Annotated in this window: 17 protein-coding genes; 11 read left to right on the plus strand and 6 right to left on the minus strand. The window is 67.0% G+C overall.

All coding sequences use genetic code 11. The features are described 5' to 3' along the window. Positions 1-10: 10 nt before the first annotated feature. Both VGK20_12250 and VGK20_12255 read right to left on the minus strand, forming a co-directional pair. On the minus strand, positions 11-1,048 hold the full coding sequence (locus VGK20_12250; protein ID HEY2774809.1) for a zinc-dependent alcohol dehydrogenase family protein: 1,038 nt from the start codon (positions 1,046-1,048) through the stop codon (positions 11-13). 23 nt (positions 1,049-1,071) lie between these two features. After that, positions 1,072-1,485 (minus strand): hypothetical protein, encoded by a 414-nt coding sequence (locus VGK20_12255; GenBank protein HEY2774810.1) that lies wholly within the window; start codon positions 1,483-1,485, stop codon positions 1,072-1,074. A gap of 234 nt (positions 1,486-1,719) precedes the next feature. Between VGK20_12255 and VGK20_12260 the strand changes: the two genes are divergently transcribed. The 3 genes from VGK20_12260 (at position 1,720) to VGK20_12270 (ending at position 5,319) form a co-directional block, all read left to right on the plus strand. After that, a complete protein-coding gene (locus VGK20_12260) occupies positions 1,720-3,066 on the plus strand; it encodes a YHYH protein (protein HEY2774811.1) in 1,347 nt (448 codons plus the stop codon). A 9-nt stretch (positions 3,067-3,075) separates the two neighbouring features. Beyond that, positions 3,076-3,804, plus strand: a complete 729-nt coding sequence (locus VGK20_12265) for a dienelactone hydrolase family protein (GenBank protein ID HEY2774812.1) — start codon at positions 3,076-3,078, stop codon at positions 3,802-3,804. 126 nt (positions 3,805-3,930) lie between these two features. Continuing rightward, positions 3,931-5,319 (plus strand): alkaline phosphatase family protein, encoded by a 1,389-nt coding sequence (locus VGK20_12270; protein HEY2774813.1) that lies wholly within the window; start codon positions 3,931-3,933, stop codon positions 5,317-5,319. Positions 5,320-5,326: 7 nt separating this feature from the next. On the opposite strand, the gene VGK20_12275 is transcribed toward VGK20_12270, so the two are convergent. Next, positions 5,327-7,075, minus strand: coding sequence for an amidohydrolase (locus VGK20_12275; GenBank protein ID HEY2774814.1), 1,749 nt, complete (start codon positions 7,073-7,075; stop codon positions 5,327-5,329). 329 nt (positions 7,076-7,404) lie between these two features. Between VGK20_12275 and VGK20_12280 the strand changes: the two genes are divergently transcribed. The 3 genes from VGK20_12280 to VGK20_12290 all read left to right on the plus strand — a co-directional run bounded on the left by VGK20_12280 (position 7,405) and on the right by VGK20_12290 (position 13,874). Next, positions 7,405-10,500 carry a M36 family metallopeptidase gene (locus VGK20_12280; protein ID HEY2774815.1) on the plus strand — a complete coding sequence of 1,032 codons (3,096 nt, stop codon included), beginning with the start codon at positions 7,405-7,407 and terminating at the stop codon, positions 10,498-10,500. A gap of 23 nt (positions 10,501-10,523) precedes the next feature. Continuing rightward, the gene (locus VGK20_12285) at positions 10,524-11,765 is read left to right on the plus strand and encodes a hypothetical protein (protein ID HEY2774816.1); all 1,242 of its coding nucleotides are present in this window, start codon (positions 10,524-10,526) and stop codon (positions 11,763-11,765) included. A gap of 111 nt (positions 11,766-11,876) precedes the next feature. Continuing rightward, the gene (locus VGK20_12290) at positions 11,877-13,874 is read left to right on the plus strand and encodes an AsmA family protein (GenBank protein HEY2774817.1); all 1,998 of its coding nucleotides are present in this window, start codon (positions 11,877-11,879) and stop codon (positions 13,872-13,874) included. Positions 13,875-13,904: 30 nt separating this feature from the next. On the opposite strand, the gene VGK20_12295 is transcribed toward VGK20_12290, so the two are convergent. Together VGK20_12295 and VGK20_12300 are read right to left on the minus strand one after the other, a co-directional pair. Then, a complete protein-coding gene (locus VGK20_12295; protein ID HEY2774818.1) occupies positions 13,905-15,746 on the minus strand; it encodes an NAD(P)/FAD-dependent oxidoreductase in 1,842 nt (613 codons plus the stop codon). Positions 15,747-15,855: 109 nt separating this feature from the next. Further along, complete coding sequence (locus VGK20_12300) at positions 15,856-16,488, minus strand: methyltransferase domain-containing protein (GenBank protein HEY2774819.1); 633 nt, start codon at positions 16,486-16,488, stop codon at positions 15,856-15,858. Between the two features lie 207 nt (positions 16,489-16,695). On the opposite strand from VGK20_12300, the gene VGK20_12305 reads away from it, so the two are divergent. Then, positions 16,696-17,685, plus strand: coding sequence for a DUF1566 domain-containing protein (locus VGK20_12305; GenBank protein ID HEY2774820.1), 990 nt, complete (start codon positions 16,696-16,698; stop codon positions 17,683-17,685). A 341-nt stretch (positions 17,686-18,026) separates the two neighbouring features. Further along, positions 18,027-19,235, plus strand: coding sequence for a hypothetical protein (locus VGK20_12310; GenBank protein ID HEY2774821.1), 1,209 nt, complete (start codon positions 18,027-18,029; stop codon positions 19,233-19,235). Positions 19,236-19,247: 12 nt separating this feature from the next. Here VGK20_12310 and VGK20_12315 read toward each other — a convergent pair whose 3' ends face one another. After that, complete coding sequence (locus tag VGK20_12315) at positions 19,248-20,102, minus strand: sulfite exporter TauE/SafE family protein (GenBank protein HEY2774822.1); 855 nt, start codon at positions 20,100-20,102, stop codon at positions 19,248-19,250. Positions 20,103-20,231: 129 nt separating this feature from the next. Between VGK20_12315 and VGK20_12320 the strand changes: the two genes are divergently transcribed. The 3 genes from VGK20_12320 to VGK20_12330 all read left to right on the plus strand — a co-directional run. Then, positions 20,232-23,639 (plus strand): adenylate/guanylate cyclase domain-containing protein, encoded by a 3,408-nt coding sequence (locus VGK20_12320; protein ID HEY2774823.1) that lies wholly within the window; start codon positions 20,232-20,234, stop codon positions 23,637-23,639. Continuing rightward, positions 23,636-25,198, plus strand: a complete 1,563-nt coding sequence (lnt, locus tag VGK20_12325) for an apolipoprotein N-acyltransferase (protein ID HEY2774824.1) — start codon at positions 23,636-23,638, stop codon at positions 25,196-25,198. Before VGK20_12320 ends, lnt begins: the two co-directional genes overlap by 4 nt. Next, positions 25,195-26,347, plus strand: a 1,153-nt coding sequence (locus VGK20_12330) for a cyclopropane-fatty-acyl-phospholipid synthase family protein (protein HEY2774825.1), incomplete at its 3' end; no start/stop codon positions are given. The genes lnt and VGK20_12330, both read left to right, overlap by 4 nt.

Genomic DNA, 26,347 nt, shown 5'->3' on the forward strand with positions numbered 1-26,347 from the left:
GCCTGTGCGGCTATTTCGGCGGCAGCAGGACCGCGCTTCCGCGAATGCCGTCGCCTTTGAGCATCTGCAGGGCTTCGTTGGCCTGCTCCAGAGGGAACGTCACCGTCGAAGCGTGAATGCCTGCTGCTGCGGCTTCGCGAAACAGCCCTTCCCCGTCGGCGCGCGTGTTCGCTTCGACCGAACGAAGGATCTTCTCGTGAAACACGCACTCCTCGTAGGGGAGCGGCGGAATCGGCGTCATGTAGATTCCCGCCAGCGCGCAGGTGCCGCCTTTCTTGAGCGCTTTCAGCGCTGCCGGGACGATGTCGCCGGACGGCGCGAACACGATCGCGCTATCGACGTGGTGCGGCGGCGCTTCGACGGCCTCGCCGACCCACTCGGCGCCGAGACTTCGCGCAAGCTCGCGGTGCCCGGCGCCGCGGGTCGCCACCAGCACGCGCTGGCCGCGGCGACGCGCGATCTGCAGCACGATGTGGGCCGAGGATCCGAAACCGCACAGCAGCAGGCTTCCGCCGCTTGGCACCGACGCGAGGGTCAGCGCGCGGTAGCCGATGATTCCCGCGCACAGCAGCGGCGCGGCCTCGACGTCGCCGATGGCATCGGGAATGGCGTACGCAAACGTTTCGGGAACCACGGCCAGCTCGGCATATCCGCCGTCGTCGTGGTACCCGGTATAGCGCGAGGCCGCACAAAGGTTCTCGCGCCCGCTGCGGCAGAATTCGCAGGCCCCGCAGGTGTGACGCAGCCATGCGATGCCGACGCGGTCCCCGACGTGGAAGCGGCTGCAGCCTTCTCCGATCGTCTCGACTGTTCCGACCACCTGGTGCCCGGGAACGAGCGGGAGCTTCTGCGGAGCCAACTCCGCTTCGATGACGTGCAAGTCGGTGCGGCAGACGCCGCAGGCGCTGACGCGTACGAGGATCTCTCCCGCGCGCGGCTGCGGCGACGCAATCTCGACGAGCCGGAGCGGGCGCGCCGAGAGGTCGGCATTCGTCTCGAGCTGCATCGCGAGCATTTTCACTTCCCTTTCGCCGTCCCGCCTGTTCATTTCCCAGTTGCTGGCGCGCCGGTTCACTTCCCAGTCGCCGGCGCTCCGGCCTGTCCGGCGCGACGCGACGACGCGACGATGGCGGCGTAGATCCACGCGTACGATGCGGAAGCCACATACGGAATGGAAATCGTCGCCCAGATGCGCGGGGTGCCGGCGAGCCAGTGCGCGGCGAGCAGGATCGCGAGCACGAGAAGGCTGCAGGCCGCCGGCGGCACGATGTAAGCCGCGATTCCCTGCATGCGCTGCGACATCCATTCGAGCGAGCGCTTGAGCGTGAACGTGAACAGCGCCGACGCGCAGGCCTGAACCGCTGCGGCCTTCATCGCAGCCGCAGTCCCGGCTGCGTGGTTCGTGAAGAACGCCCACGATCCCATGATGACGACGGCAGATCCGACGTGGACCGGTGTCTTGCGGGCGATCTCGCTGACGGTCATCGGCGCACTCCATGCCGACCATGCCATGAATCGGCGTGCGAGTTCACACGTGGCCAGGAAGGGCTGCGCGGCCGAGACGCGCGCGCGCAGGAGCGGGCAGCGCCGGACCCGCGCATTCCCGGGTGGCCGCCGAGACGTACGCGTGGTTTCCGCGCGTACCCTTGACGTGCGGACGCCGCTCCTCTAGGCAACCGGTCCGGGTGCGCCGGAGCGCGCGTCCGCGGGAGAGTTGCCATGACGTCTACTACTCTGGTTCTTCAGGTCGTCGTGACCGCGATCCTCTCGATCGCATCGTTGGCGGCTGCTTCGCCGACACCTGCCGAAAAGTGCGTGGCATCCAAGGCCAAGGCCGCGGGCGCAGCGGTGTCGGCACGGTCGAAATGCGAGCAGAAAGCCATTTCAGGCGCGACGACCACCAGCCAGGACTGCGTCGACGGCGCCGACGCGAAGCTCTCCAGTGCCTACACGAAGGCGGACAACGCCGGCGGCTGCACGACGACGGGCGACGAAGGATCGACGCAGACGGCGGTAGATGCGTGCATCTCGAACTTCGACTCGGCGATCAGTGGAGATGCCAAATGTGCGGCGGCCAAGATGAAAGCGGTCGGGAAGAAGGCGTACGCGAAAGCGAAATGCTGGCAGAAGGGCCTGACGTCGGGATCCAATGCGGATTCCGGATGCCTCGCGACCGCCGAGACGAAATTTCACGATGCCGTCACTTCTGCCGACGCCGCCGGCACCTGCACCGACACCGAGGCCAATCTCGAGGCCCTCGTCGACAGCTGCATCCCGACGATCATCCCCGACGCCGCTCCGCCTACCTGCACGCTTGACGACAACACGACGCTGACCGCGGATGTCAATCCTGCCGGCTGCGCGGTGCGCGACCGCGACACCAGCGCCTGCCAGTCTGCGCGCCAGAGCCAGGGGCTTGACGGTTACTGGCTCAAGTTCTCGTGCCGGGTTTCGCTGACGCTGTCCGCAGGAGTCGTGACGGCGCACACGGACGGGCAGCCGGACTACGTCAGCAACTATTTCGCGACGTCGGATCCGTGCCACGAGACGTACACGGGCGCGATCCAGAACCCGAACCTGATCGCCGCGCAGAGCTTCACGGTCGGATTTCCGGTTACGCCCAGCGGCTCTGCCACGTCGATGCAGATGCACGCCGTCGTCGGGCTGGCGCTCAACGGCGTGCCGATCTTCGGCAACTTTGCGGCACCGGGCGACGACATTTTCCAGGAGGCGCAGACGTTCGACCGCTGCGGTGCCCATCCGCAGATGAGCGGCATCTACCATTACCACTGCGAGCCGTACGCGATCTCGTACGACGACTCGAACTTCATCGGCGTGATGCGTGACGGGTATCCGGTGTACGGGCGCCGCGACCCGGACAACTCGCTGCCGACGCTGGACGCGCAGGGAGGTCACACCGGCGTCACGGTCGACAGCCCGTCGACGCCCGTCTACCACTACCACGTCAACGAGCAGGTCGATCCTGCGAATTCCTCCGACCATCAGTGGTTCCTGACGACGGGAACCTGGCATGCATCACCGGGCACATGCACCGGAGGATGCTGAGGATCACGCATGGCAGACATTCGAACCTCGAACGCCGACTACCCGGACGACGGACAGACATTCGAAGGATTCGTCGCGTGGGACGCAGCCGCCGGCAGGAAATCCCCGGCGGTGATGATCGCATCCGACTGGACCGGGCTCCTCGAGCCGACGCGAAATCGCGCCGAGCAGATGGCGGCGCGCGGCTACGTCGGATTCGGGCTCGACGTCTACGGCAAGGGGAAGCGCGGCCAGCAGGGAGCCGACAATTCGGCGCTCATCAATCCTCTGCTCGCTGACCGTGCGCGGCTTCGCCGCCGCCTGCTGGCTGGAGTGGCTGCATGCGCTGCCCATCCGGCAGTGGACGCGCAGCGCCTGGCCGTGATCGGTTTCTGCTTCGGAGGACTGTGTGCGCTCGACCTTGCAAGGGCCAACGCACCGGGTCTGATCGGCGCCGTCAGCTTTCACGGCATTTATGCCCCGCCGGGTCTCGGCCAGCAGGAGCCGATTCGCGCCAAGGTGCTCGTCTGCCATGGCTGGGACGATCCGTTCACACCCGTCCCTGCGACGGTGGGCCTGGCGGCGGAGCTCACCGAAGCCCGCGCCGACTGGCAGCTCCATGCCTACGGGCGCACCGTTCACGCATTCACGACGGCGGGAGCGAACAACCCGGCAATGGGCGCGGTCTACGACGCGAACGCCGACCGGCGCTCGTTTGCCGCGCTCGAATACTTCCTCGACGAAATCTTCCGGGCCTGAACGGCGCCGGACAGGATGGGCGCCTCCGATGGCCCCTTGCCGCAAGGACAGCGCAGGGAGTAGGCTGAATGCCGCGCGTGTGCCAGGCAATCGGTGCAGCGCTCATGCCCGGGGAGGGGACCAGCCTTGATCAGACGGAACTTCGTTTTTGTCGCGTTCGCAGTGCTGTTCTCGATGACCGCCGTGGCGGCGCCGGCTTCCCCACCAGATCACGTCGTCATCGCGATCATGGAGAACCATTCGTACTCCTCGATCATCGGATCTTCGGACGCGCCGTACATCAATTCGCTGGTAGCCGGATCGGCGGTGATGACTTCTTCGCACGCGATCACGCATCCGAGCGAGCCGAACTACCTGTGGCTGTTCTCCGGCTCGAACCAGGGCGTCACCAGCGATACCTGTTCCGTCGGGCCGTTCGCGACCGACAACCTCGGCAGCCTGCTCATTGGCGCGAGCTTCACGTTCACGGGCTACTCGGAGGATCTGCCGTCGGCAGGAAACACGATGTGCACTTCGGGTGAGTATGCCCGCAAGCACAATCCGTGGTCCTTCTTCTCGAACCTGGCCCCGACGACGAATCAGCCGTTCAGCGCGTTCCCCGCCGATTTCACGACGCTTCCCACCGTGTCGTTCGTCGTGCCGAACCTCATCGACGACATGCACGACGGCACGATCGCCGAAGGCGATGCCTGGCTGCAGACGAACGTCGATCCGTACGTGCAGTGGGCGAAGACCCACAACAGCCTGTTCGTGCTCACGTGGGACGAGGACGACGGAAGCCAGAGCAACCAGATCCTGACGCTGTTCGCCGGAGAGCCGGTGACGCCGGGCTCCTACGCGCAGAGCATCAATCACCTGAGCGTGCTCAGAACGATCGAAGACCTGTACGGCCTGGACTACGCCGGCTCGAGCGGCAGCGCGACGCCGATTCCCGGGATATTCACCGATTGCGGCAACGGCACGGTCGAAGGACCCGAAGAGTGCGACAGCAGCACGGTCGGCTGCAATCCCGGGCAGGCCTGCCAGAGCTGTCTCTGCGTCGAGCCGCAGATCTGCTCGAGCGGCAAGACGTTGTTCAACTCGTCGATCTCGCTTGCGGCCAACCCCTTCGCATTCCACCTCGCAGCCCGCGCGAACCTTCCGGCGCCGCTTTCGGGAGTCGATCCGCCGACTCTCGGCCTGCGCGTGCGCATCGACAGCCCCGACGGCAACGGTTTCGATGTCACGCTGCCCGGCGGCGCCGCGTGGACCACGAAGGGTACGCGCTGGACCTACAGCGATCCGGACGGGAACGTCGGCGGCATCACGAAAGCCATCGTCACGGACGAGTCGGCAAAGACGGACGGCCAGGTCAAGGTTGTCATCAAGGGCAAGGGCGGATCCATCGTCATCCCCGCATTGAGCGAGCTGCGCGCTACGGTCGTGTTCGGCTCGGGCAACAACTGCGCAGTCGTCGACGCCGGCAGCGCAACGATTTCGTGCAGCGGAGACACGAGCAAGACACACTGCCGCTGACGCGCGTTCAGTTCGCGGGAAAGACGCGGCGCCCGCCGACCCAGGTCTCGACGACGTGAAGGTTGTCGAGGTCGACGTCCGGAGCCAGCGGGGACCGGTCGAGGATCACGAGATCGGCCAGCTTGCCGGCTTCGAGGGAGCCGACGCGGTTTTCGAGGAACATCTCGTGCGCAGCATTGATGGTCAGGGCGCGCAGTGCGCTTGCGACGCCGATCCTCTGCTCCGGTCCCAGCACCGCTCCTGAAGCCGTACGCCGCGTGACCGCGGCGGCGAGCATCCTCAGCGGCTCCATCGGCACCACCGGCGTGTCGGCGTGCAGCGTGAACGGCAGTCCGCGCGCTTCGGCGCTTTTCAACGGACTGATCCGTGCGGCACGCTCCGGGCCGAGAAAGCGGTCGCGATGCCGGTCGCCCCAGTACCAGGTGTGAAGCTCGAAGAAGCTCGGAATCACGCCGAGCGCCTTCATGCGGTCGAGCTGGTCCTCGCGGGCCATCTGCGCGTGCACGATGACGTGCCGCGCATCGTCGCGCGGAAATGCTTTCTGCGCAGCTTCGATGGCATCGAGGATGTCGTCGATCTCCGCATCGCCGTTGCCATGGATCGCGACCTGCCCGCCGGCGGCGTGGATGTGCGCGACCAGCTCGAACAGCCGTTCGCGCGGGATGCGCGGGAATCCGCGCAGCGACGCGTCCTTCGCATCGCTCGACGGAACGGACGGCGCCGACGACGGCGCCTGGGCTGCACCGGATGTGGCCGGCCCGCGAAAATACGGCTCGCTGAGGTACGCCGTGTACGCCTGGATCGATCCGTCGGCGATGAATTTCGCGGCGCCGATGCGAACCCAGTCCGGATCGGTGGTGCCGGGGCGCCACGTCTTGTCCGCGATCGCCAATGCCGTGTCGCCTTCGGGCCAGATCACCAATCGAAGGGGCAGCAGGCCGGCGCGCGACAGCAGGATGAGGCCGCTTACCTGGTCTTTCGTCGCAGCGCCGTCCTGGGCGGTGGTGACGCCGGCAGCAAGATAAGTGGCGGCGGCGCGGCGCGTGGCAAGCACGGCATCGAGAGTCGACGGGACCATCGTCGCCGTGAGCAGGGGCCGCATCGCTTCTTCTTCGAGCAGGCCGGTCAGGTGCCCGTGCTCGTCGCGCACGAGATGTCCCCCTTGCGGATCCGGCGACGCATCGCCCAGGCCGAGCGCCGCCAACCCCGCGGAGTTGACGACCGCGACGTGCATCGAGATGTGAAACACCGCCACGGGCTCATCGCGCGACACGCGATCGAGATCGTCGCGCGTCGGATGCCGCAAGTCGGTGAGCGCGGTGTCGTCGTAGCCCCAGCCGACGATCCACGGACCGCGGCGGCTGCTCGCGCTGCCGCGCGCCATCGTTTGCACGAGCTCGTCGATGGTCGTGACGTTTGCGAGCGGCGGGCTTCCGACGTGCACGAGCGTGTCGAAAAGGCCGCAGGCGGGGAAGTGGCTGTGCGCATCGACGAAGCCGGGCAGCAGGGCACGGCCGTGGAGATCGACGACCGTTGCGTCGTGCTCGCGGGCCCAGGCCTGCAGATCGCTGCGCGAGCCGGTCGCCGCGATGGTCCCGTGATCGATCGCGATCGCCTCGACGACGCGATCTGCTGAATCCATCGTCAGGATGGGACCTCCGACGAAGAGAACCGGCGGGGCAGGACGCGCGCGAAGCGCCAGGACTGCGGCCGCTGCGGCAGCGAGCACCGCGGCGGCGGCGACCGATCGTCTCATTGCGGCAGCATGCTCATCGGTCTTCGCAGAGACCAGCGGCGCGCGGCAACCGCGGTCGTCGAATGGAGAAAGCGACGCAACGGTGCTTGAATCGGTGCTGCATTTCGCGCGATTCTTGCCGGGGTTGCCAGGCCTGTCAGCTGAACGGGAAGGAACGTACCAGTGGCCGTATGTTCCGGCCCTGCAATGACGTCGCGGCCAGCGCCTCAGACCATGGAACGATGATGCCGAGGGGGACCAGCATGCAACGACGAGTCGCCGGTGGCGGCAAGGACCGGATTCGAGGCACGCCTTTGGCGTGGCTTGCGCCCCGGTGCCTGGTCGTGTGCGTGTCTTGCCTGCTGCCGGTCGCCGCCGGCGCGGCCGCTCCTTCGTTCGACGCGAGAAACGCTGCGGCACCGCACGCTGCTCGCCAGCTGTCTGCGTCGCAGCAGGACCTGATCCGGCCGGGCAGCCGGGTGAGCTTCGACGACCGGTTCGGCATCCCGGATTTCGTCTGGACCTCGGCATCCCCGCCTGCCGAAAGTGCCGCTCGCCGAGCGAGGGCACGCAGTCCCGAACGCGAAGCACGAAGCCACCTGCGCAAGCTTGCTTCGCTCTACGGCCTCGATGAGGCCGACGTGCTCGCGGCCCGCGTAAGCCAGGTTCACGATACCGGCGACGGCGGAGTGATCGTCAAATTCCGCGAACAGGTCGACGGTGTCGACGTGTTCCAGGAAGAAGCTTCGGTGCTGATGGATCGCAACCTCGAGCGCGTTGCCGTCTCGGGTTTCCTCGGCGGAACAAGGTCCCATGCGCCGAGCAGTATCGCTTCGGGCTTCGCGCTTTCGGCCGCCGACGCGATCGCCATCGCGATTGCCGACCGCACCGGTGACTCGTCGGTAACGGCGTCCGATCTGGTCGCCCAGCCGGGAACAGGCGGTTCGTATTTGCCGTATTCCGTCCCTCCCGGGTCGCGCCTTGCTGCCGTCCTGCCGCATCCGGCGCGGGCAAAACCGGTCTATTTCCACGTCGACGACAGCTACCGGCCTGCGTGGTACGTCGAAGTTTCCGCCGACGTTCGCGGTTCCAACGGCCAGGTCGACAACGCGACGGTGGCGACCGTCGTCGCTGCCGACGACGGCGAGCTGCTGCTGCGCACGAGCCTTTCCCGCAGCGATTCGTTCTCGTACCGCGCCTGGGCGGACACGAGTGGAGAGCACGGCCCGCTCGACGGCCCGTACACCGACGGCACTCCGCATCCGACCGGCACGCCGTTCACGTATACGCCGTCGTTCACGGCGCCGTCGCTGGTATCGCTGGCCCACGGCCCGATCTCGACGAACGACGCGTGGCTGGCGCCCGGATCGACCGTCACCAAGGGCAACAACGTCGATGCCTACACCGATGCATCGGCGCCCGACGGGTTTTCCGCAGGCGACTTTCGCGCCGACGTAACGTCGCCCGGCAGCTTCGACTACACGTACGACACAGCGCAGGACCCCGAGGCGACGAGCAACCAGACCAGCGCCGCGATCGTCGAGGCGTTCTACGTCGCGAACTTCGAGCACGACCTGTACTACGACCGCGGCTTCGACGAAGCGGCAGGCAACGGGCAGCAGGACAACTTCGGCCGCGGAGGGCTCGGGGGAGATCCGATGCTCGTCGAGGCGCAGGATTACTCCGGCCGCGACAACGCCGACATGAACACGCCCGGCGACGGCTTTTCGCCGCGCATGCAGCTCTACCTGTGGGACGGGCCGAGGACCGACAGCGTCGCCGTCGATTCCCAGCCGTCCCCCCACGTGCTGCCGTCGTCGCTGAGCCCGCTCGGCAGTGCCGACTTCGGGGACAACAACACCAGCGTCACTGCCGACGTCGTGCTCGTCGACGACGGAGTCTCGTCGAACAGCGACGGCTGCGACACGCCGTTTGCCAACGCCGAAAGCGTCGCCGGCAAGATCGCGCTGATCGACCGCGGGCTCTGCCTGTTCATCGACAAGGTACAGAACGCGCTCGCTGCCGGAGCTGTCGGCGTGTTGATCGCGAACAACACCGGCGGAGGCACCGTGTCCGGCATGTCGGGGCCGTGCAACGGGCCGTGCTCGATCCCGGTGCTGATGATCACGCAGAACCAGGGCGCGCAGACGAAGCAGGCGCTCGCAGCCGGCACGGTTGGTGTGACGATGTCGCTCCAGTCGGGCGTCGATCGCGACGGAGCGCTCGACAACCAGATCGTCGCCCACGAATGGGCGCACTTCCTGTCGGGGCGCCTGGTCGGCGACGGTTCGGGGCTTTCGAGCAACCAGTCGGGAGGTCTCGGCGAAGGCTGGTCCGACTTCAACGCGATGCTGATGACGGTTCGCGACGGCGACAACTGGGCCGGCGCCTATCCGATGAGCGCATACGCGAGCGCCGGCCTCGTCGGCGACTCGGCCTATTTCGGGCTCAGACGCTTCCCGTATTCGACGGACCTGACGAAGAACCCGCTGACGTTCCACGACATCCAGGACGGAGTCGCGATCAGCGGCGCTCCTTGCAGTTTCGACTGCGACGGCGCCAACAATTCGGAAGTCCACGATACCGGCGAAGTGTGGACGACGATGCTGTGGGAATGCTACGCCGCGCTTCTCGGAGACACGCTCGGCGCGACGCCGAGGCTCACGTTCGACGAGGCGCGAACGCGGATGCTCGGCTACCTCGTCGCATCGCTGAAGATGACTCCGCTCAACCCCACGTTCACCGAAGCCCGCGACGCCGTGCTCGCCTCTGCCGATGCCAGCGACCTCGCGGACGAAGAGTTGTTCTGCAACGCTTTCGCCAAGCGCGGCATCGGGCAGGGCGCCGTTTCGCCGGCGCGGTTCTCGTCGACGAACGACGGCGTCGTCGAAAGCTTTACCTGCGTCCCGCCCGCCGTCTGTCCTTCGAGCCCTCGCGGCGACTGCCAGATCTCTCCTCGCGGCCAGGTCAAAATGCAGGGCAGCACCCTGGATCCTTCGCGCCAGTCGTTCTCGTGGAAATGGACCAACGGCAGCACCGATCTTTCCGATTTCGGCGCCGCCGCCACCGGCGGAACGAACTATCGTCTCTGCGTCTACGACGATGACTCGCTCGTGATGAACGTCGCGCTTCCCGGCGGCGGAAGCTGCAACGGCAGGCCGTGCTGGAGCTCCGGCTCGAGCGGGCTGCGCTACAAATTCTCCGGCGGCAATCCCGGCGGCCTGACGCAGGTGACGATGAAACCCGGCAGCGGCAGGGCCCAGGTGCAGGTCAAGGGAAAGGGCGAGGGGCTGGCGCTTCCGTTCCCGATTTCGGACACGAGCGCAGTCGCGGTGCAGCTCGTCGAGGATGCCAACTCGGGTGGAAACTGCTGGTCGACGCAGTTTGCGAGCCCGGCCGTCACGCTCGACCCCACGACGCTAAAATACCAGGACAAGATCCCGTAGAATGGCACCGGCGGACGACGCGGGTGCGACGTTTCTTTCTCGTCCTTCTGCTGGTCGCGAACCTCGTGCTCGGCGTCGCGCGCTGGGTGCAGGCTCCCCGTCTCAATGGTGAGGACCTGTGGGACCTTCGCTGCCTGGTGACGGAAACCGACCGCTGCCGCGTTACGCCGCAATCCACCGAAGATCTCGCCGCCGCGTGCCCGAATCTTCCGCCGTTCCTGCCGCTGGCTTTTCCGCTGGCACGATCCCTCGCACGCGTTCCGTGGCCGGTCATCGACATCGCGTGGTATGCGGGAGTGGGACTGCTGCTGCTGCTGGCGTTCTCGCGCGAGGCGACGCTTTGGGCACGAGACCGGCGCGTGACGCCGGCCGGCAGCGAGCTCCACGGATTCGCGCTCGTCGCAGCCTCCCTCGTGATGTTCAAGGGAACCTCTCTCGGATATTTCGCCGGACAACCGTCGGTGGCTTGCGGCCTTCTGCTGTACGCGTTCGCCGCGATGGATCCCGATCTTGCACTCAGCGATCCGGCCGCGCCGGAGCCTTCAGAAAGACGCATTGCTGAGTACGCGGTCGCGGTCCTCTGCCTCGCGCTCGGCGCGATCAAGCCGAACGCGGCGCCAGCGTTTTTCGTTTTTCTGCTGCTGCGCCGTCGCTGGGCGATGCTGGCAACGGCATGCGCAATGGTGGTCGCTCTCAATCTTCCGGCGAGCCTCGAGTGGCCGGGGCCGGCCAGCGCCGTTGGACTCCTGCTTCGTGCGCCCGCGCAGATCGGGTCCTGGGAGAATAACCTTGCGAGCCACCTCGGCGGCAGCGGTCGCGTCGATCTCGAGCCTCTGCTCGCGACGCTCGGGCTGACCCCGCTTGCGGGCGAGATCGCTCTTCTCGCCATTGCTGCGGGCGGACTCGTGTTCCTCTGGCGCGCGGCAGGTCGAGTGTCGGCGCGCCGCCTCCTCGTTGCGACGACAGCGCTGTTTCTCGCGCTGATCTACCACCGCGACTACGATGTCATTCTCCTGCTCCTGCTGGTGCTGCCCCTGCTTCGCGAAGACGAGCGTCGCGGCGGCTGGATTCCGCTGCTGATCGCAGTCCCGCTGGTGCTGCCGCTGCAGGCTCTCCACGAGCTGGGTTCTCGTGCACTGCCTTCGCTGGATGCCGTGTGGAACCTCGTCGGCTGCTCGACGCCGCTGGCCCTCGTCGCGCTTACCGTCTGGGTGCTCGGCAAGGAGCCGCCTGCCGTAGCATCGAAGCCGCCCGCGGCGCACTGATCCTGCATCACGCAGCTTGCCGCGCGAGCCGATCCGGGACAGGTACCGTCGCATGCTCGAGCCGCCTTCTCACCGGCTGACGGTCGCCCCGGGCGCACCGCGGCGTGCGTCGTGAGAAGGCTGCTCTCCGCGCTGTTCGCGGTCTTCGCATTGCTCGTCGTGGCTACCGTTGCCGCGCCGTTGCTGGTCCCGCTCGAGACCTGGAAAGCGCAGATCGTCCAGAGGACGAAGGCTGCCACCGGCCGCGATCTTCGCATCGACGGCGCAATCCGGCTCGCGTTCCTGCCGCGCCTTCGACTGGAGCTGGACAAAGTCGGACTTTCCGGCGCACCGGGAGCCCGCAACGGGGAGTTGCTGCGCCTGGACCGGCTCCAACTGGTGATCGGCGTCCTGCCGCTGCTGTCGGGGAGGCTCGATGTCGAGAGCATCGAACTCGAACGTCCGCTGATCTCTCTCGAAATCGACGACAAGGGCCGCACCAACTGGGATCTCTCCACTGCAGGGCACGCGACGACTGACTCGGCAGGAGCCAGCGAGGACACCGACTGGCTGAGCAGCTTCGACGTTGCGCGCCTGAAGATCGACGATGGTGCGGTATCCTGCACCGATCGCAGGGACGGCAGTTCGTGGCAGGCGACGGGCGTTGACCTTGCGCTGTCGCTCAAGTCGTTCGACGCTCCGCTGGACGTCGACGGAAGCGTCGTATGGCAGGCGAAGAAAATCAGCGTGGACGCCGCGGTTGCGAGCCCCCGCAACCTTTTCGACGGCGGCCGCAGCGGCGTGCGCGCTCGAATCAAGGGAGAGCCCCTCGACTTTCGATTCGACGGCGACGTGGTCAGCGGCCAGGGGATGAAGGCGATGCAGGCCTCCGGCAGCATCGATCTTGGCGCAGCGTCGCTACGGGACGCGGCGGCCTGGCTCGGGTACCCGATGCACAACGACTCGCATGCATTCGGCCCGCTGCGCATTCGCGGCACCCTCGACGAACGCGGTAGCATCGTCGAGCTCGCCGACGCGCACATCGATCTCGATGCGCTTTCCGCGTCCGGCTCCGTTCGCATCGACGTCGGCGGCACGCGGCCCAGATTCGAAGGAAAGCTCGACGCCCGCCCGCTCGACCTCAATCCGTATCTTCCGGCCGAAGCCGTCATGGCCAACGACTCGCCGGACGCTTCGACCGGCTGGAGCGACGCGCCGCTGGACTTTTCGGCGCTGGGGGCGGTGGACGCCGATCTCGACCTGCTTTTCGGCGACCTGCGACTGCGCAAGACGCATATCGACGACGGCAGCGGCCGGGTCCACTGGAAGGACGCAAGGCTGACCGCTTCGCTCGCGAACCTTGCTCTTTACGGCGGCGGCGGAAGCGGCACCGTAATTCTCGACGGCGTCCGCCCGTCGCAGCCCAGTATGGACGTGGCGCTGGATCTGAAGGAAGTGCAGTCGGCGCCGCTGCTGTCGGACATTGCCGCATTCGATGCGATCTCTGGGACCGGATCGGTCGCGCTGCATGTGTCGACCCGCGGGGCGTCGCAGCGCGAGATGATCCAGTCGCTGGCCGGCAGCGGCGAACTGCACCTGCGCGACGGTGCGATCCGCGGGATCAACATGGCTGGGGTGGTGCGTCGCACGACCGATGCGCTGACCGGCCACAGGGACCGTGACAGCACGGCGTTCTCGCGTCTGGACGGCACGGTGCAGTCGGTGCGCGGAGTGATCCGCAACGACGACATGCTGCTCGACTCCCCGCAGGTGAAGATCGCCGGCTCGGGAAGCATCGACCTGCCGCGTCACGCAATCGACTATCGCATTTCGCCGAAATGGGTGGCGCCGCTGGTCGGCGAGATCGGCTTCGGATCTCCGGGTCTTGCGGTGCCGGTTTTCATTCGAGGACCTTTCGACGACGTGCGCTTCGAGCCGGACCTCGCGGGCCTGATCACCGAGGGGCCCAGGGCGCTGATCCGGGGCGCAAGGGATCTCACGCAGATTCCCGGTGCACTGATCGGCCTCGGCAGGCAGGAACAGGATTCCGACGCGACCACGCAGGAAGACGATTCGCACAAGTCGCACGGGAAGATCGGCAAGACACTGAAAGGTCTGTTCGGGCGTTAGCAGGCTGCGGAGATGCCCCGAACCGGCGTGCTATCGCCCGCGCGTGCGCAATCCCTTCATCGTCCCGTCCGACCGCCAGCTCTCCAGGATCGAGATGAACTCCGGCGACCCCGTTCCTCCGCCGTAGAATCCGTTCTGCACCGCACGCTCGGACAGCTTGCCCTCGTTGTTGTAGTAGCCCGGAGTGCAGTTCTCGAAGAACTCGGCCGCCGCGCCGGCTTTTTCCACGCAGCGCGACACCCAGTCCTCGACGCCGTCCTCGGTGGCTTCGACGAGCGTGAAGTCCTCGTCGAGCGCGCGCCGGATGATCCACGTCAGGTGCCTGGCCTGTTCGTTGAGCATGTGCGGGAAGCTGGCCGTGAAGCCGGCCTGCGAGTTGCTCATGAGGAAGCAGTTCGGAAAGCCGTCGATGTGCATGCCGTGCAGCGTGCGCACGCCCGGCGCCCACCACTGGGTCAAGTCCCGGCGATCGCGGCCGTAGATGTGCATGCCCGCACGGCGGCAGTAGTCGGTGCCGACTTCGAAGCCCGTGGCAAAAATCAGGCAGTCCAGCTCGTACTCGCGACCGCCGGCGACGATGCCGTGCCTGGTGATCCTCTCGACACCCTTGCCGGCGGTGTCGACCAGCGTGACGTTGTCGCGATTGAAGGTCTCCAGGTACTCGTTGTGGAAGCAGGGACGCTTGCAGAACTGGCGGTACCAGGGCTTGAGCGCCGCGGCCGTGGCCGGATCCGCGACGGTCGCGTCCACTCTCGCGCGAATCGACTCCATCTTCTCGAAGTCCGCGATCTCGACGGCCTTCTCGATCGCTTCGGGGCTGAAGTCCGGCGATTCCGTGTTCATCAGGCCGAGAAGCAGGTTCTTGATGATGTCGGTCCAGCCGTCGTGCACGAGGTCTTCGGCCTGCGGCACGCCCGAGACGAGGTTGTTGAAGTTGTCCATCCGGTGCTGGTGCCAGCCCGCCGGGAGCGACGCGGTCCACGAGGGATCGGTGGGCGGATTGTTCTTGAAATCGATCGACGACGGCGTGCGCTGGAACACGTAGAGATGCTCGGCCCACTGGCCGACGTGGGGAACGATCTGCACAGAGGTCGCGCCGGTGCCGATGATTCCGACTTTCTTGCCGCGAAGGCCGACGAGGCCGCCTTCGCTGTCTCCGCCGGTGTAGGAGTAGTCCCAGCGGCTGGCATGGAACGAATGTCCTTCGAACGTGTCGATGCCGGCAATTCCCGGCAGCTTCGGCCGGTTCAGGGGACCGGTGGCGAGCACGACGAATCGCGCACGCATGCGGTCACCGTGGTTCGTCGAAAGAATCCAGCGCGACGAATCCTCGTCCCACGAGAGCTCCTCGACGCGGGTCTGGAAACACGCGTTTCGGTAGAGGTCGAACTTGCGTCCGATGGCCTGCGAATGCTCGAGGATCTCCTTGCCGTACGAGTACTTCTCTTTCGGGACGTAGCCGAGCTCCTCGAGCAGCGGCAGGTAGGTGTACGACTCGATGTCGCACGCGATGCCGGGATAGCGGTTCCAGTACCAGGTGCCGCCGAAGTCGCCGGCGGGATCGATCATGCGGATGTCCTTTACGCCGGCCTGGCGAAGCCGCGCGCCGGCGAGCAGGCCGCCGAATCCGCCGCCGACCACCGCGACGTCGACTTCATCGGTCAGCGGCTCGCGACGAAAGCCGGGAGCGACGTAAGGGTCGTCGAGGTAGTGCGAGAACCGGCCGGCTACTTCGATGTACTGCTCGTTGCCGTCGGCGCGAAGACGCTTGAGGCGCTCCTCGCGGTACTTGCGCCGCAGCGATTCGCCGTCGAAGGCATGGGCGGCTGCGTTGGAAGATGCCGCCTGCGGACCGTTATCGGATTCGCTCATCCTGTTTTCCCCTCTGGTCTCCTCGATGGGCGCAGACCGTTTCAAAAGAGCGCGCGCGAGTCCAGCGGGCCTTTGCGGGGCCGGCCGATGGGCTGCGGAGTCGCTGTTCTCAGGATTTGCGCGCGACCGTGAGCACCGGCGGCAGCAGCACTCCGCCGATGGGTCGCCAGATGCGGGTCTGGGTAGCGACGCTCAGCCCGGCGCTCTCGAGCATCTCGCGCATCTTCGAACGCGACGGCCAGACGAGCGGCTGGCCGATCAGCCGCGACAGCGCTCCGGCGGTGTCCGCGATCAGCGCGAAATCGGGATGGACGAGCGCGACGAGCAGGCGGCCGCCGGGCGCGAGCACGCGGCAGCACTCGCGAAGCGCGCGCGGCTGGTCGGGAAACCAGTGGAAAGCTTCGGTGCTGACGATCGTATCGAAGCTCTCGTCTGCAAAAGGAAGGCACCCCGCATTCGTGCGCACCCACTCGATGTCCGGTCGACTCTGCGATGCGACGTCGAGCATTCCCTGGGAAAAATCCGCACCGGTGACCGACGGCACCGCGCGCTCGCGCCGGATCCGCGTCGTGAGCAGCCCGGTACCGCAACCGAGGTCGAGAAGGCGCGCCGGCGGCTCGAGATCGATTTCGGCCAGTACCGCATCGTGGACGGGGCGGTACATGAAACGCTGGATCGCCGCCTCGTCGTAGAACCGCGACCAGACGTCGAAGAGTCCGCTGCCGGGCATCGAGTCGCTCACGGCGGCGACGCAATCACGTTTCGGCCGTGGCGACAAAGCAACGTCGCGGCCGCCGCACGCACCGCGCGACAGCAAGCGGTGATGCAGTCTCGGCGACCTGTTTTTTCACTCGTGTCGCCGGCGACCCCTTGATCGGCGGGCGAACCATGGGATAGCCTTGGCCGCGACCTCTTTTTTCGGGGCCGGACGTTCTAGCGGGAGGGAACCATGCAACGCGGACTGCAGGCGGGGATCGCCCTGGCGATCCTGATGACGGCGAACTCGGCATTTGCGACGCTTGCCGCGGTATGCGGCGACGTCAACGAAACCGGCACGATCACGTCCAGCGATGCGCTGCTCGTGCTCAAGAAAGGCGTCGGGCAGAACGTCAGCCTGAGCTGCGCAGGGTACGACGAAGAGGTTGCCGCATGCCAGAGCAACCTTACGACGTGCAACGAAGACCTGTCGGCCACCAACGCGGACCTCTCCTCGTGCAACGAAAACCTTTCGGCCGCCAACGCGGCCCTCTCCTCGTGCAACGAAGACCTTTCGGCCGCCAACGCGGACCTCTCCTCGACGAACGCAGACCTGCAAACCTGCCTCAGTCATCCCGTGTGCGGCAATGGCCTCGTCGAGTCGGGCGAGGAATGTGACGTGCAGAACCTCAACGGACACACCTGTGCCTCGCTCGGATTCGCCGGCGGAACGTTGGCGTGCTCGACGGGCTGCGCCATCGACGAGAGCGGTTGCTATGAGACCCGCTTCGATACCAGCGGGGTCACGACCATCGACCACCAGAGCGGGCTCGAATGGGAACAGAAGGACGGGAGCGACGGCTCGGTCAATGCCGTCGATCCTCACGACGTCGACAACAAGTACACGTGGACCGCTTCGGACACGCCCCCCAGCGGCACGGCGTTCACCGACTTCCTCGCTGCGCTCAACGGCGCCTCGACCGGCAGCTGTTACGCCGGCCACTGCGACTGGCGTCTTCCGACGCCGGACGAGTTCGCGACGATCCTGCTCTCGGATTGCCCCGATGGCCCCTGCGTCGTCGATAGCGCGCTGCTTCCGATGCGCGACGGCTTCTATTGGACCGCCGCAACCGACAGCGTCGAGCACACGGGGGCGATCGATGCCGACCTCTCGAGCGGATTCGTCGGGCTCGGAAGCGACAAGACGAGCAACTTCTTCGTAAGGGCCGTCCGCTCGCGCTGACACCCGTCGGTCCGGCCGAAAGGGTTGCCGAGCGATTCTGCCGAACGGTTCGGCGACCAGGCCGCGGCAGCCGCGCTCGAGCGGCGCGGGAGCCGAGCGGCCGCGCGCAACGCCCTGGCGGCGCCGCGCTCTCATCGACGCGTTTTTTCCCTTCGCGCTGCAGCGGTGCTCCGCCCGGAGGGCGAGAAGACGGCGTAACCGCGCGCAGCCAGACTCCGCACGGGTTCGACCCTCGCACGAAGCGACGAAATACCCGCAGTCGAGCCATTGCGCCGGCATTCGCGCGTCCCACCTTCACGTCCAAGCGTGGACAAGGAAAGGAGAGGAGGCGAGGGATCGCGATGTCCAGTTTCCTGCAAAGTCGCCCGTTCGGGTTCGGGCACAAGAACGTGGACGACTCGGGCGAGGAATTCTCGCGGCACGCCTGGGTTCGTTCCGATGCGATGTTGCTGGGGCTCGTCGCGGTTGCGCTCATCTCTTCGATCACTGCCGTCTCGCAATGGGTAGAGACGCGTGCGCAGCCGCGTCCGTCGCGGCAGAGCCCCGCCACCACCGACATGGATGTCGGCACCCCTGCGCTCGAGGTCGGACCGTTCAACCCTGCGGCAAGACGAAGTGCTGCCGAGGAGGCTCGCGCAGCGGCCCAGGCGGAGCGTTTTCGCGCGGCGAAGAACGACGTGATGACGTACGTGCCCCAGGCGCACGAGGCGGCGCAGCAGAATGAAATTGCCGCCGACTTGGCTTTTACCAAAGCCGATTACGAGTCGGCCAGCCGTCTTTACGCGCTGGCACGTGCGGGCTACGCGGACGCTTCCGACCGCGCTGTCACTGCGCAGGCGGCAGCCGAGAAAACCACGGTGGATTCGCAGGTTGCTGCGGACGCTCGATCCGCACGCTCGGGCGGCAACTCGCGCCAGCAGGCCGCGTTGCCTGCCGGTTCTTCGTCGCAAATGGCCTCGGACGCCTCCGTGCAAGACCCGGGCTCGCGCGTATCGGGCCGATCACCGATGAACGACGCAGCGGTTGCAGGCGCTGCCGCCGCACCCGCCGTTGCTGCGCCGTCGATCATCGATGTTCCTCATGACAGCGAAGTTGCAGGAGCGCTGCGGGCAGAAGCGGAAGTTGCCTGGCCCGGCGGCCAGGTAGCGATGCTGCACGCCGAGCAGGTGCCGCAGGCCGCGGAAGCGCCGCGCGGCGCATCGCGTTCCGGCAATTCCTGGGCCATCGTCTATGCCCAGACCGCAGGCGGCCGCGCCGGCGGAGGCTGGGGAGCGTGCTGGCGCCACGACGCAGACTCCGCGCGGGCCTGCGCGAAATCGAGTTGCCAGGACAACAGCGCGTCGGACCAGCCGTGCGTCGAGATCGCTGCCGGCAAGCCCGGAGAGGACTGCTTCGTCGCTCACGCGCGCGGCTTCGGAGTGTCGGCGGCCGCGTGTCGCGCGCAGTCGGGCGAAGCCGAGCAGGTCGCGCTGCAGCAGTGCCGGGAGGTGCTTGCGTCCCGCTTCGGCGCCGAATCCGGCTGTCGCATCTCGTGGTCTTCGGTGCGTTGAGGCCGTGCGGTCTCAGCGCGAGGTGGCGGATCTCAGCATCGCGATCGAAGTGTAGACGACCACCGCCACGACCAGCCACTGCACCGCTTCGAGGGGCAGCGATTTGACGATCAGACCGGCGATCACGACACCGGGAGTGCCACCGATCGCAAGACCGAGAGCCGCCCGCGCATCGTAGCGTCCCTCGCGCACGAACCGGACGGAGGCGGCCGGCATCAGGAACGCGCAGGAGCCCATCATGATCGGAAAGGCGGTGCGTACGTTCATGCCGAGCAGCGAAACCAGGATCATGCACGGAGCGTAAAGGCCGATGCCGAGGGTCATCAGCGCTCCGAGCGCGAAGTTCCCGGCCATCCCGAGCGCAAGCAGCGGGCCCGCAAGGCCCAGCGCTTCTCCGCCGGGTGGCACGTGTCCCGTCTGGCGCAGCACGATGATGGAGGCCGCAACGAGCAGCAGCACTCCCATGCCGGCCTGGATCCTGCGTCGCGGCCAGCGCGAGACCACGCCGGCGCCGAGCCAGGCGCCCGCTACCGACGCGGCGATCATGCCGAGCAGCGTTTTCATCTCGACGTCGACGACGGCGATGAAGATCAGCGCTTCGGCAAACGTCGGGATCGCGTGACCGACGTTGAGGGTGCCTGGTATCGACGCGTCGTCGACGAGGCCGGTGATCTTGTACAGCGAGGTCGTCAGCGCAAAAGAGCCGACGCCCAGCGTATCGAGGAAATCGGTGAGGAAGCCGATGCCGACAGCGACCGGCCCGGGCCACGCCGCGCCGCTGCGCGAGCGCACGGCGGCGATCCAGACCCACGAGAACGACACGCTGAGGACGACGAGTGCCGCGAGCAGGAGCGTCTTTTCCGTCATGATACGATTGCTCCGCCACCATCAGTAGAGCAGCGGCACGGCAGCGACGATTCCCGGCCTGTGCGAGAGATTTGCCTGCTGTCCTTCCCCTGCGGCGCCACCCGTCGTAAATTCCCTCGCAGAGGGAAGGTGGAGGCTCCAGGCACCAGCAAGGGCGAGCGGCGTCACGTCGCGGTGATGTTCGCGGACATCTCGGGATTTACCGCGATCTCGCGGACGATGGACCCCGAGGACGTGACCGATCTTGCCAACGCCTGCTTCGGCATTCTCGAAAAAGCCGTCGTCGATCACGGAGGCCACGTCGACAAGTACATCGGCGATTGCGTGATGGCGCTGTTCGGTGCCCCGGTGGCCATCGAGGACGCCTCGCGACAGGCGATCAACGCCGCGATCTGCATCCTCGACCGCATCGCCAGGTTCGCCGAAAGTCGCGGCCTCGCCGAACGCATCGACGCTCATGCCGGCATCAACACCGGACTCGTCGTCTACAGCGACGTTGGCGGAGGCGAGTCTCGCGACACCACCGCGATGGGTGACACCGTCAACGTTGCGTCGAGGCTTCGCGACGTGGCCGCGCGCCAGTCGATTTTCGTCGGCGGCGAAACCCACCGTGAGTCGGAAGCCGACTTCCACTTCCGTCGCGTCCCCGGCCTCAAGCTGAAGGGCGTCGACGGCGGTTACGACGCGTGGGAAGTGCTGTCGCGCCAGCCCCAGCTTCATCGTCACCGCGGCTTCGAGGCGGCGGGCGACGCTTCCTCCACCCTGGTCGGACGCGAAAGCGAGCTCGATGCGCTCGATGCCGCGCTGTCGGCTCTCGTGGCCGGACACGGGGGCATCGTCGCGATCAGCGGCGAGGCCGGAATCGGAAAGTCGCGCCTTGTTCGCGAGCTGCGCCACCGGCCGGCATTCGCTTCGGTCGCCTGCGTCGAGGGCTGCGCTCTCGGCAGCGGCGAGGCGCTGCCGCTCTATCCGTTCGCCTCGCTGCTGCGGTCGTGGGCCGGAATCGATCCGGTGGGTCCGCCGCCCGGCTCGCGCTCGCGCATGGTCGAAGCGCTCGATGCGGTGCTCGGCGAGCGGGCGGCCGAAGTGTATCCGTTCGTGGCCACTGCGACGGGTCTGCCGCTGTCGGCCGAGGATTCGCGGCGCATCGACGGGATCGACAACGAGGGAATGCAGATCCTCGTCGCGCGCAGTCTCGAGGATCTTTTGGAGGCGGTCTCGCGGCGCATTCCCATGGTGCTGGTCTTCGAGGACCTGCACTGGAGCGATGAATCGTCGCGCAGGTTGCTGTTTCGCCTGCTCAACCTTGCCGCCACCGAGCGTATCCTGTTCGTGCTCGTCTTCCGCAGCGACGGCAGGGAGGCGGCCGCCGCGATCCAGGACGCGCTGCGCACGAAGCTCGCGGATATCACCGTCGAGATTGCGCTCAGGCCGCTGGACTCCAAGGCAGCCGGCGCGCTGCTCCGCGATCGTATCCGCTTCGACGACCGGCCCGATCGCACGCGCCGCGAAATCCTCGCCCGCACCGAAGGAAACCCATTCTTCATCGAAGAAATGATCCGCACGCTGGTCGACATCGGCGCCATCGAGCACACCGCCGAAGGCCTGCGCGTCACCGAGCACATCTCCGACGTGAAGGTTCCCGGAACCATCCAGGAGCTCGTGATGGAGCGCGTCGACCGGCTCACGCACGAAGTGCGCGAAGTGCTCCAGTCGGCGGCGGTCGTCGGGCGCACGTTCGGGATTCCGGTCCTCGAAGGAGTGATTTCCGACCGGAGCACGATTCCCGCCGCGATCGACTACCAGGTGCGCATGGAGCTGATCGAGCCCGCACCGTCGCGCGAGGAAGACCGTTACGCCTTCCGGCACGCGCTGGCCCACGAGACCGTCTACGGCGCCATCCTTCGAAAGCGGCGCCGCCAGCTTCACCGCGAGGTGGGGCTGCGAATCGAGGAGCTCTACCGGGAACGGCTCGAGGATTACTACGCGACGCTCGCCTACCATTTCAGCACCGCGGAGGAATGGGACAAGGCTTCGTTCTACCTCGTGCGCGCGGGCGACGCGGCGTCGCGTTCGGCGGCCTCTCACGAGGCCCTGCGCTACTACGCCGAAGCTGCGCGCATCCACGACAGCCAGCAGCGCGGAGACAAGCAGGAGCGCGCGGCGATCGAAAAACGCATCGGCCTTGCGTGCCTGAACAAGGGCGATCTGCCGGCGGCGCTCGATCACATGGACCGCGCGCTGGCGATGCTCGGGCACTCGGTCCCGCGGGGCCGCTTTCGCGTCCTGTGGCGCCAGTGCGCGGACCTGGCCGCGATCCTGGCCAGGCTCTATCTGCGCGTCGGGCGACCGGCGCGGCGGGCGCCGTCGCGCTCCGTCGTCGAGATCACCGAACTGCTGTTCCACAAGGGAAAAGCCCAGTCGACGACGGCGCCGCAAGGCTACGTGACGAGCATGCTGCCGGCCATTCGCAACGTCATGAGCTGGGACTTCAGCGGCACCGACCATGCGTGCGGCGTCTATTCGGCCGGTGCAACGCTGTTCGCGTGGTCCGGCTTGTCGTTTCGCATCGCGAGGCGCCTTTCGAAGGCGGGGTCCTCGTTCATCCGCACCGTCCCCGACGCCGTCATTCACGAGACGATGAAATACGTCGCCTGCTACCTCGAAGGCGACTGGTCGGACGCTCGCTCGCTCGATCCCGAGCTCGTCGCGGTCGGTCTGCGTTACGGCGAGTTCTGGGAGGTCAACACCTACCTCGGAATGCAGTGCGAGAGGCTGATCCACCAGGGGCGCTATCACGACGCGTCGCTGGTGATCGCGGAGATCCGCCAGCTCGTCGCCCACTACGGGTACGAGTTCGCGTGCACCAACGAGTGCGCGATGCAGGCGTTCCTGCTTCTGCAGCGACGCGAGCTGGACGCGGCGATGGCAGCGGCCGATCGCTACTACGACGCGTGCAACGAAGACGCGCTGAACCTTCTCGCGCTGGCAACACGCGCGCGGATCCAGGTGCTTGCGGGACAGTCGGCCGAGGCGGCAACGATGATCGAAGAAGCCGAGGCGATTGCGAGATCCGTAGGCCGCCAGGCTGCGGCCTACCATCTCTCCCCGCTAAAGCTCGCGCGCCTGGCGCTGGACCTCGAACGCCTCGAGCGCTCCTCGGCATCCGAATCGGCGGTTGCGCTGCGACGGGTAAGAAACAGCAGGCGCGAGGCTCTGTCGATGGCCGCGAAGATCGCGCGCGACCGGCCGGAGTGCTACCGCCTTTGCGCCCGCCTGGAGCGGCAACGCGGCAGGCACGCCGCCGCGCGGCGATGGTCGGAGCTCGCCATCCGCGAGGCGGAATCGCTCGGAGCCAATCCCGACCTTGCGCGCGCGTTGCGCGAAAGCGCCGAGGCCCTGCTCGCGGCCAATCGCCCCGGCGATCGAATCGCAGGAAGCACCGCCGAAGCGCTCGCTGCCCGAGCTGACCGCATCGAAGCGGATCTCGACTACGAATGGGCACGGCTGCCCGAGGCCGCACGGTCCTCCAGTTGAGCACCGCTCCTCACGACAGGGCACAGTTGCTCGCTGCAGGAATGCTGGTCGCTGCCTCGGGCTGGCTCTGCGCCCAGTCGTTTCCCGGTGGCAGCTCGCCGTCCCTTGCGTTCGTCGCGCTCGTGCCTTTCCTCGTCTGCGCGCGGCTGGCGCCGGGGGCGCGCGCGGCAACTCTTTTCGGCGCGCTGTGGATGCTTCTTTTTGCGTGGGGCATCAACGACTGGTTCGCGCCGGCGGTTTCGCGCTATTTCGAAAAGCCGTGGTCGTTCGGTTTTGCCGGATTTCTTGCGGTCACCCTGCTGACCGCGGCGCCGGCGACGGTGCTGTTCGCGCGTTTCCTGCGCTGCATCGGCCCTCGGCCGCGAGTCCTGGCTCCGTTCCTGGTTGCCGCTGCATGGACGGCCGGCGAGCTGCTGCGATCGCGGGTGCTCGGCGATCCTTGGGGGCTTCTCGGCTATTCGCAGGCCTCACGGCCGGTCTGGCTGCAGGTGGCGGACTTCTCCGGCATCTACGGCGTCGGCTTCGTCGTTGCGGCGACAAATGCCGCGCTCGCCGAGCTTCTGCTCCTCGGTGCCGCGCAGCCGCGCGCGTCGCGAGCGAGTCTTTTTGTCGCGGCGCCGGCCCTGGTAGTGCCGCTGCTGGCGTTCGTCTACGGCTCAGTGCAGCTGGACGAATCGCCGGCTGCCGCTGCGGATCGGCGCGAGCTCGTCGTCGTGCAGGGTAACCTCGATTTTCGCCAACAGTGGCGCCTTACCAGCCATGTCGCCAACCTGCAGCGCTATCGTGACCTGACGCAATCGGCTCTTGCCGATGAGCGCGCGGATCTCGTCGTGTGGCCGGAAAATGCGGTGACGTTCTTTCTCGATCGCGAGGAAGCGCTGCGAAAATCCCTGGCGGGCATGCTGGGGGCTTCGCACGCGATGCTGCTCGCCGGTGGTCCGCGCGTGCAATCGCTGGCGCCGCAGGAATTTCGCAACTCCGCGTTCCTGCTCGGGCAGGATGCGAGCATCGTCTCGTACTACGACAAGCAGCGGTTGCTGCCTTTCGGCGAGTACAGGCCGATGCATGCGCTCGCGTTCGAGCAGTCGGATCCGGGGCCGGTACGGGAGTTCAGCCCCGGGCCGCCGGAGGCGAGCCTTCTCGATGCTGCCGGCCTGCCTGTCGGAGTCGTGATCTGCAACGAGGCTCTCTTTCCGGACCCTGCGCGAGAGCGCGTGCGCGCCGGTGCGCAGCTCCTGGTGGCGCTCACGAACGACTCCTGGGTCGGCCAGTGGAAGTACGCCGAGCAGGCGTTCGAGCAGTCGGTCGTTCGGGCGGTCGAGGAGCGTCGCTACCTGGTACGCGCTTCCACGTCGGGTCCTTCGGCGGTGGTGGACGACGCGGGCCAGGTGCTCGCGCGCACCCGGGACGACAGCGAAGAAGTGCTTCGCCACCCGATCCAGGCGCGGCGCGAGCTGAGCATCTATGCGCGCGTCGGGGATCTGTTCGCCTGGTGCTGCGCTGCGATCGTCGCGGCGGCATGGACGCGGCTTCGCGCGACCGTCAGACGACTGCCGTGACCAGGCGCGCGAACGATATCCCGGAGTGGCTCGCCGAGCTGGCAAGCGCCCGCGGATTTTCCGTTCGTACGCGTCGCGGATCCCGTATCGGCAGCGACGCTGCCCCGTTTGCAATCGTACTGGGAGACGCATCGAGCGCTCTTGCGCTCGGCCAGCCCTCATCGGCGCTGTCCGTGGGCCGCGCGTGGATCGGCGGAAGCTTCGACATCGAAGGCGATCTCTTCGAAGCGATGCGGGTGATGCAGGATATGGCGCCGCAGGTCCCGGTCGCCTTTCTGCGCGTGCTCGGATTCCTGCGCCGTCTCGGCCGTCCTTTGCGCAGCGCCACCCGCGACATCTCTTCGCACTACGATCTTCCGACGGCGTTCTACGAGCTGTTTCTCGATCCGATGCGCGTCTATACCTGCGCGTACTGGCGCCAAGAGAGCGATACGCTGGAGCAGGCGCAGCGCGCCAAGCTCGACCTCGTGTGCCGCAAGCTGCGCCTTGGCGACGGGGACCGGCTTCTCGACCTCGGTTGCGGCTGGGGCGGCCTGGCGATCTGGGCGGCCGCGAACTACGGCGCGCGGGTGCACGCGGTGACGCTGTCGGCTGCGCAGGCGGCGCGGGCGGCGCAATCGGTGCGCGAAGCGGGGCTCCACGATCGCGTGCGCGTCGAATGCCTCGATCACCGGCAGGTCGCGACGGGCCAGCGCTTTGAGCGCATCGCCGCCGTCGGCATGATCGAGCACGTCGGAAGGCACGGATACGCCGCGTTGTTCGCCCGCGTGCGCGACTGGCTCGAGCCCGATGGCCTGTTCCTGAACCACGGCATCACGATGCGGCGCGGTTCGGCATGGTCGAGCCAGATGGAGTTCCTGCACCACCACGTCTTTCCCGGCCTCGACCTCGTCGATCTCTCGACGACGCTGGCGAGCATCGAAGAGTCCGGTCTCGAAGTGCTCGATGTCGAGAACCTGAGACCGCACTACGCACGTACGACGCGAGAATGGGCGCAGCGGCTCTGGCAACGGCGCGACGAAGCGGTCGCGATTGCCGGAGAAAAGACCTGGAGAATCTTCGTCGCGTACCTTGCCGCAGCGTCGGTGGCGTTCACCGAAGGATGGATCGGCCTGCACCAGGTCGTCGCGCGCCGTGCCTCGGCGCGCG

Source organism: Candidatus Binatia bacterium (assembly GCA_036493895.1).
Lineage (GTDB): Bacteria > Desulfobacterota > Binatia > UBA1149 > CAITLU01 > DATNBU01.

Bases quoted from the DNA above. Each gene is read 5' to 3' on its own strand.
- VGK20_12250 (HEY2774809.1), bottom strand. From the start codon at position 1,048: ATGAACAGGCGGGACGGCGAAAGGGAAGTGAAAATGCTCGCGATGCAG.
- VGK20_12255 (HEY2774810.1), bottom strand. From the start codon at position 1,485: ATGACCGTCAGCGAGATCGCCCGCAAGACACCGGTCCACGTCGGATCT.
- VGK20_12260 (HEY2774811.1), top strand. From the start codon at position 1,720: ATGACGTCTACTACTCTGGTTCTTCAGGTCGTCGTGACCGCGATCCTC.
- VGK20_12265 (HEY2774812.1), top strand. From the start codon at position 3,076: ATGGCAGACATTCGAACCTCGAACGCCGACTACCCGGACGACGGACAG.
- VGK20_12275 (HEY2774814.1), bottom strand. From the start codon at position 7,075: ATGAGACGATCGGTCGCCGCCGCCGCGGTGCTCGCTGCCGCAGCGGCC.
- VGK20_12295 (HEY2774818.1), bottom strand. From the start codon at position 15,746: ATGAGCGAATCCGATAACGGTCCGCAGGCGGCATCTTCCAACGCAGCC.
- VGK20_12305 (HEY2774820.1), top strand. From the start codon at position 16,696: ATGCAACGCGGACTGCAGGCGGGGATCGCCCTGGCGATCCTGATGACG.
- VGK20_12310 (HEY2774821.1), top strand. From the start codon at position 18,027: ATGTCCAGTTTCCTGCAAAGTCGCCCGTTCGGGTTCGGGCACAAGAAC.
- VGK20_12315 (HEY2774822.1), bottom strand. From the start codon at position 20,102: ATGACGGAAAAGACGCTCCTGCTCGCGGCACTCGTCGTCCTCAGCGTG.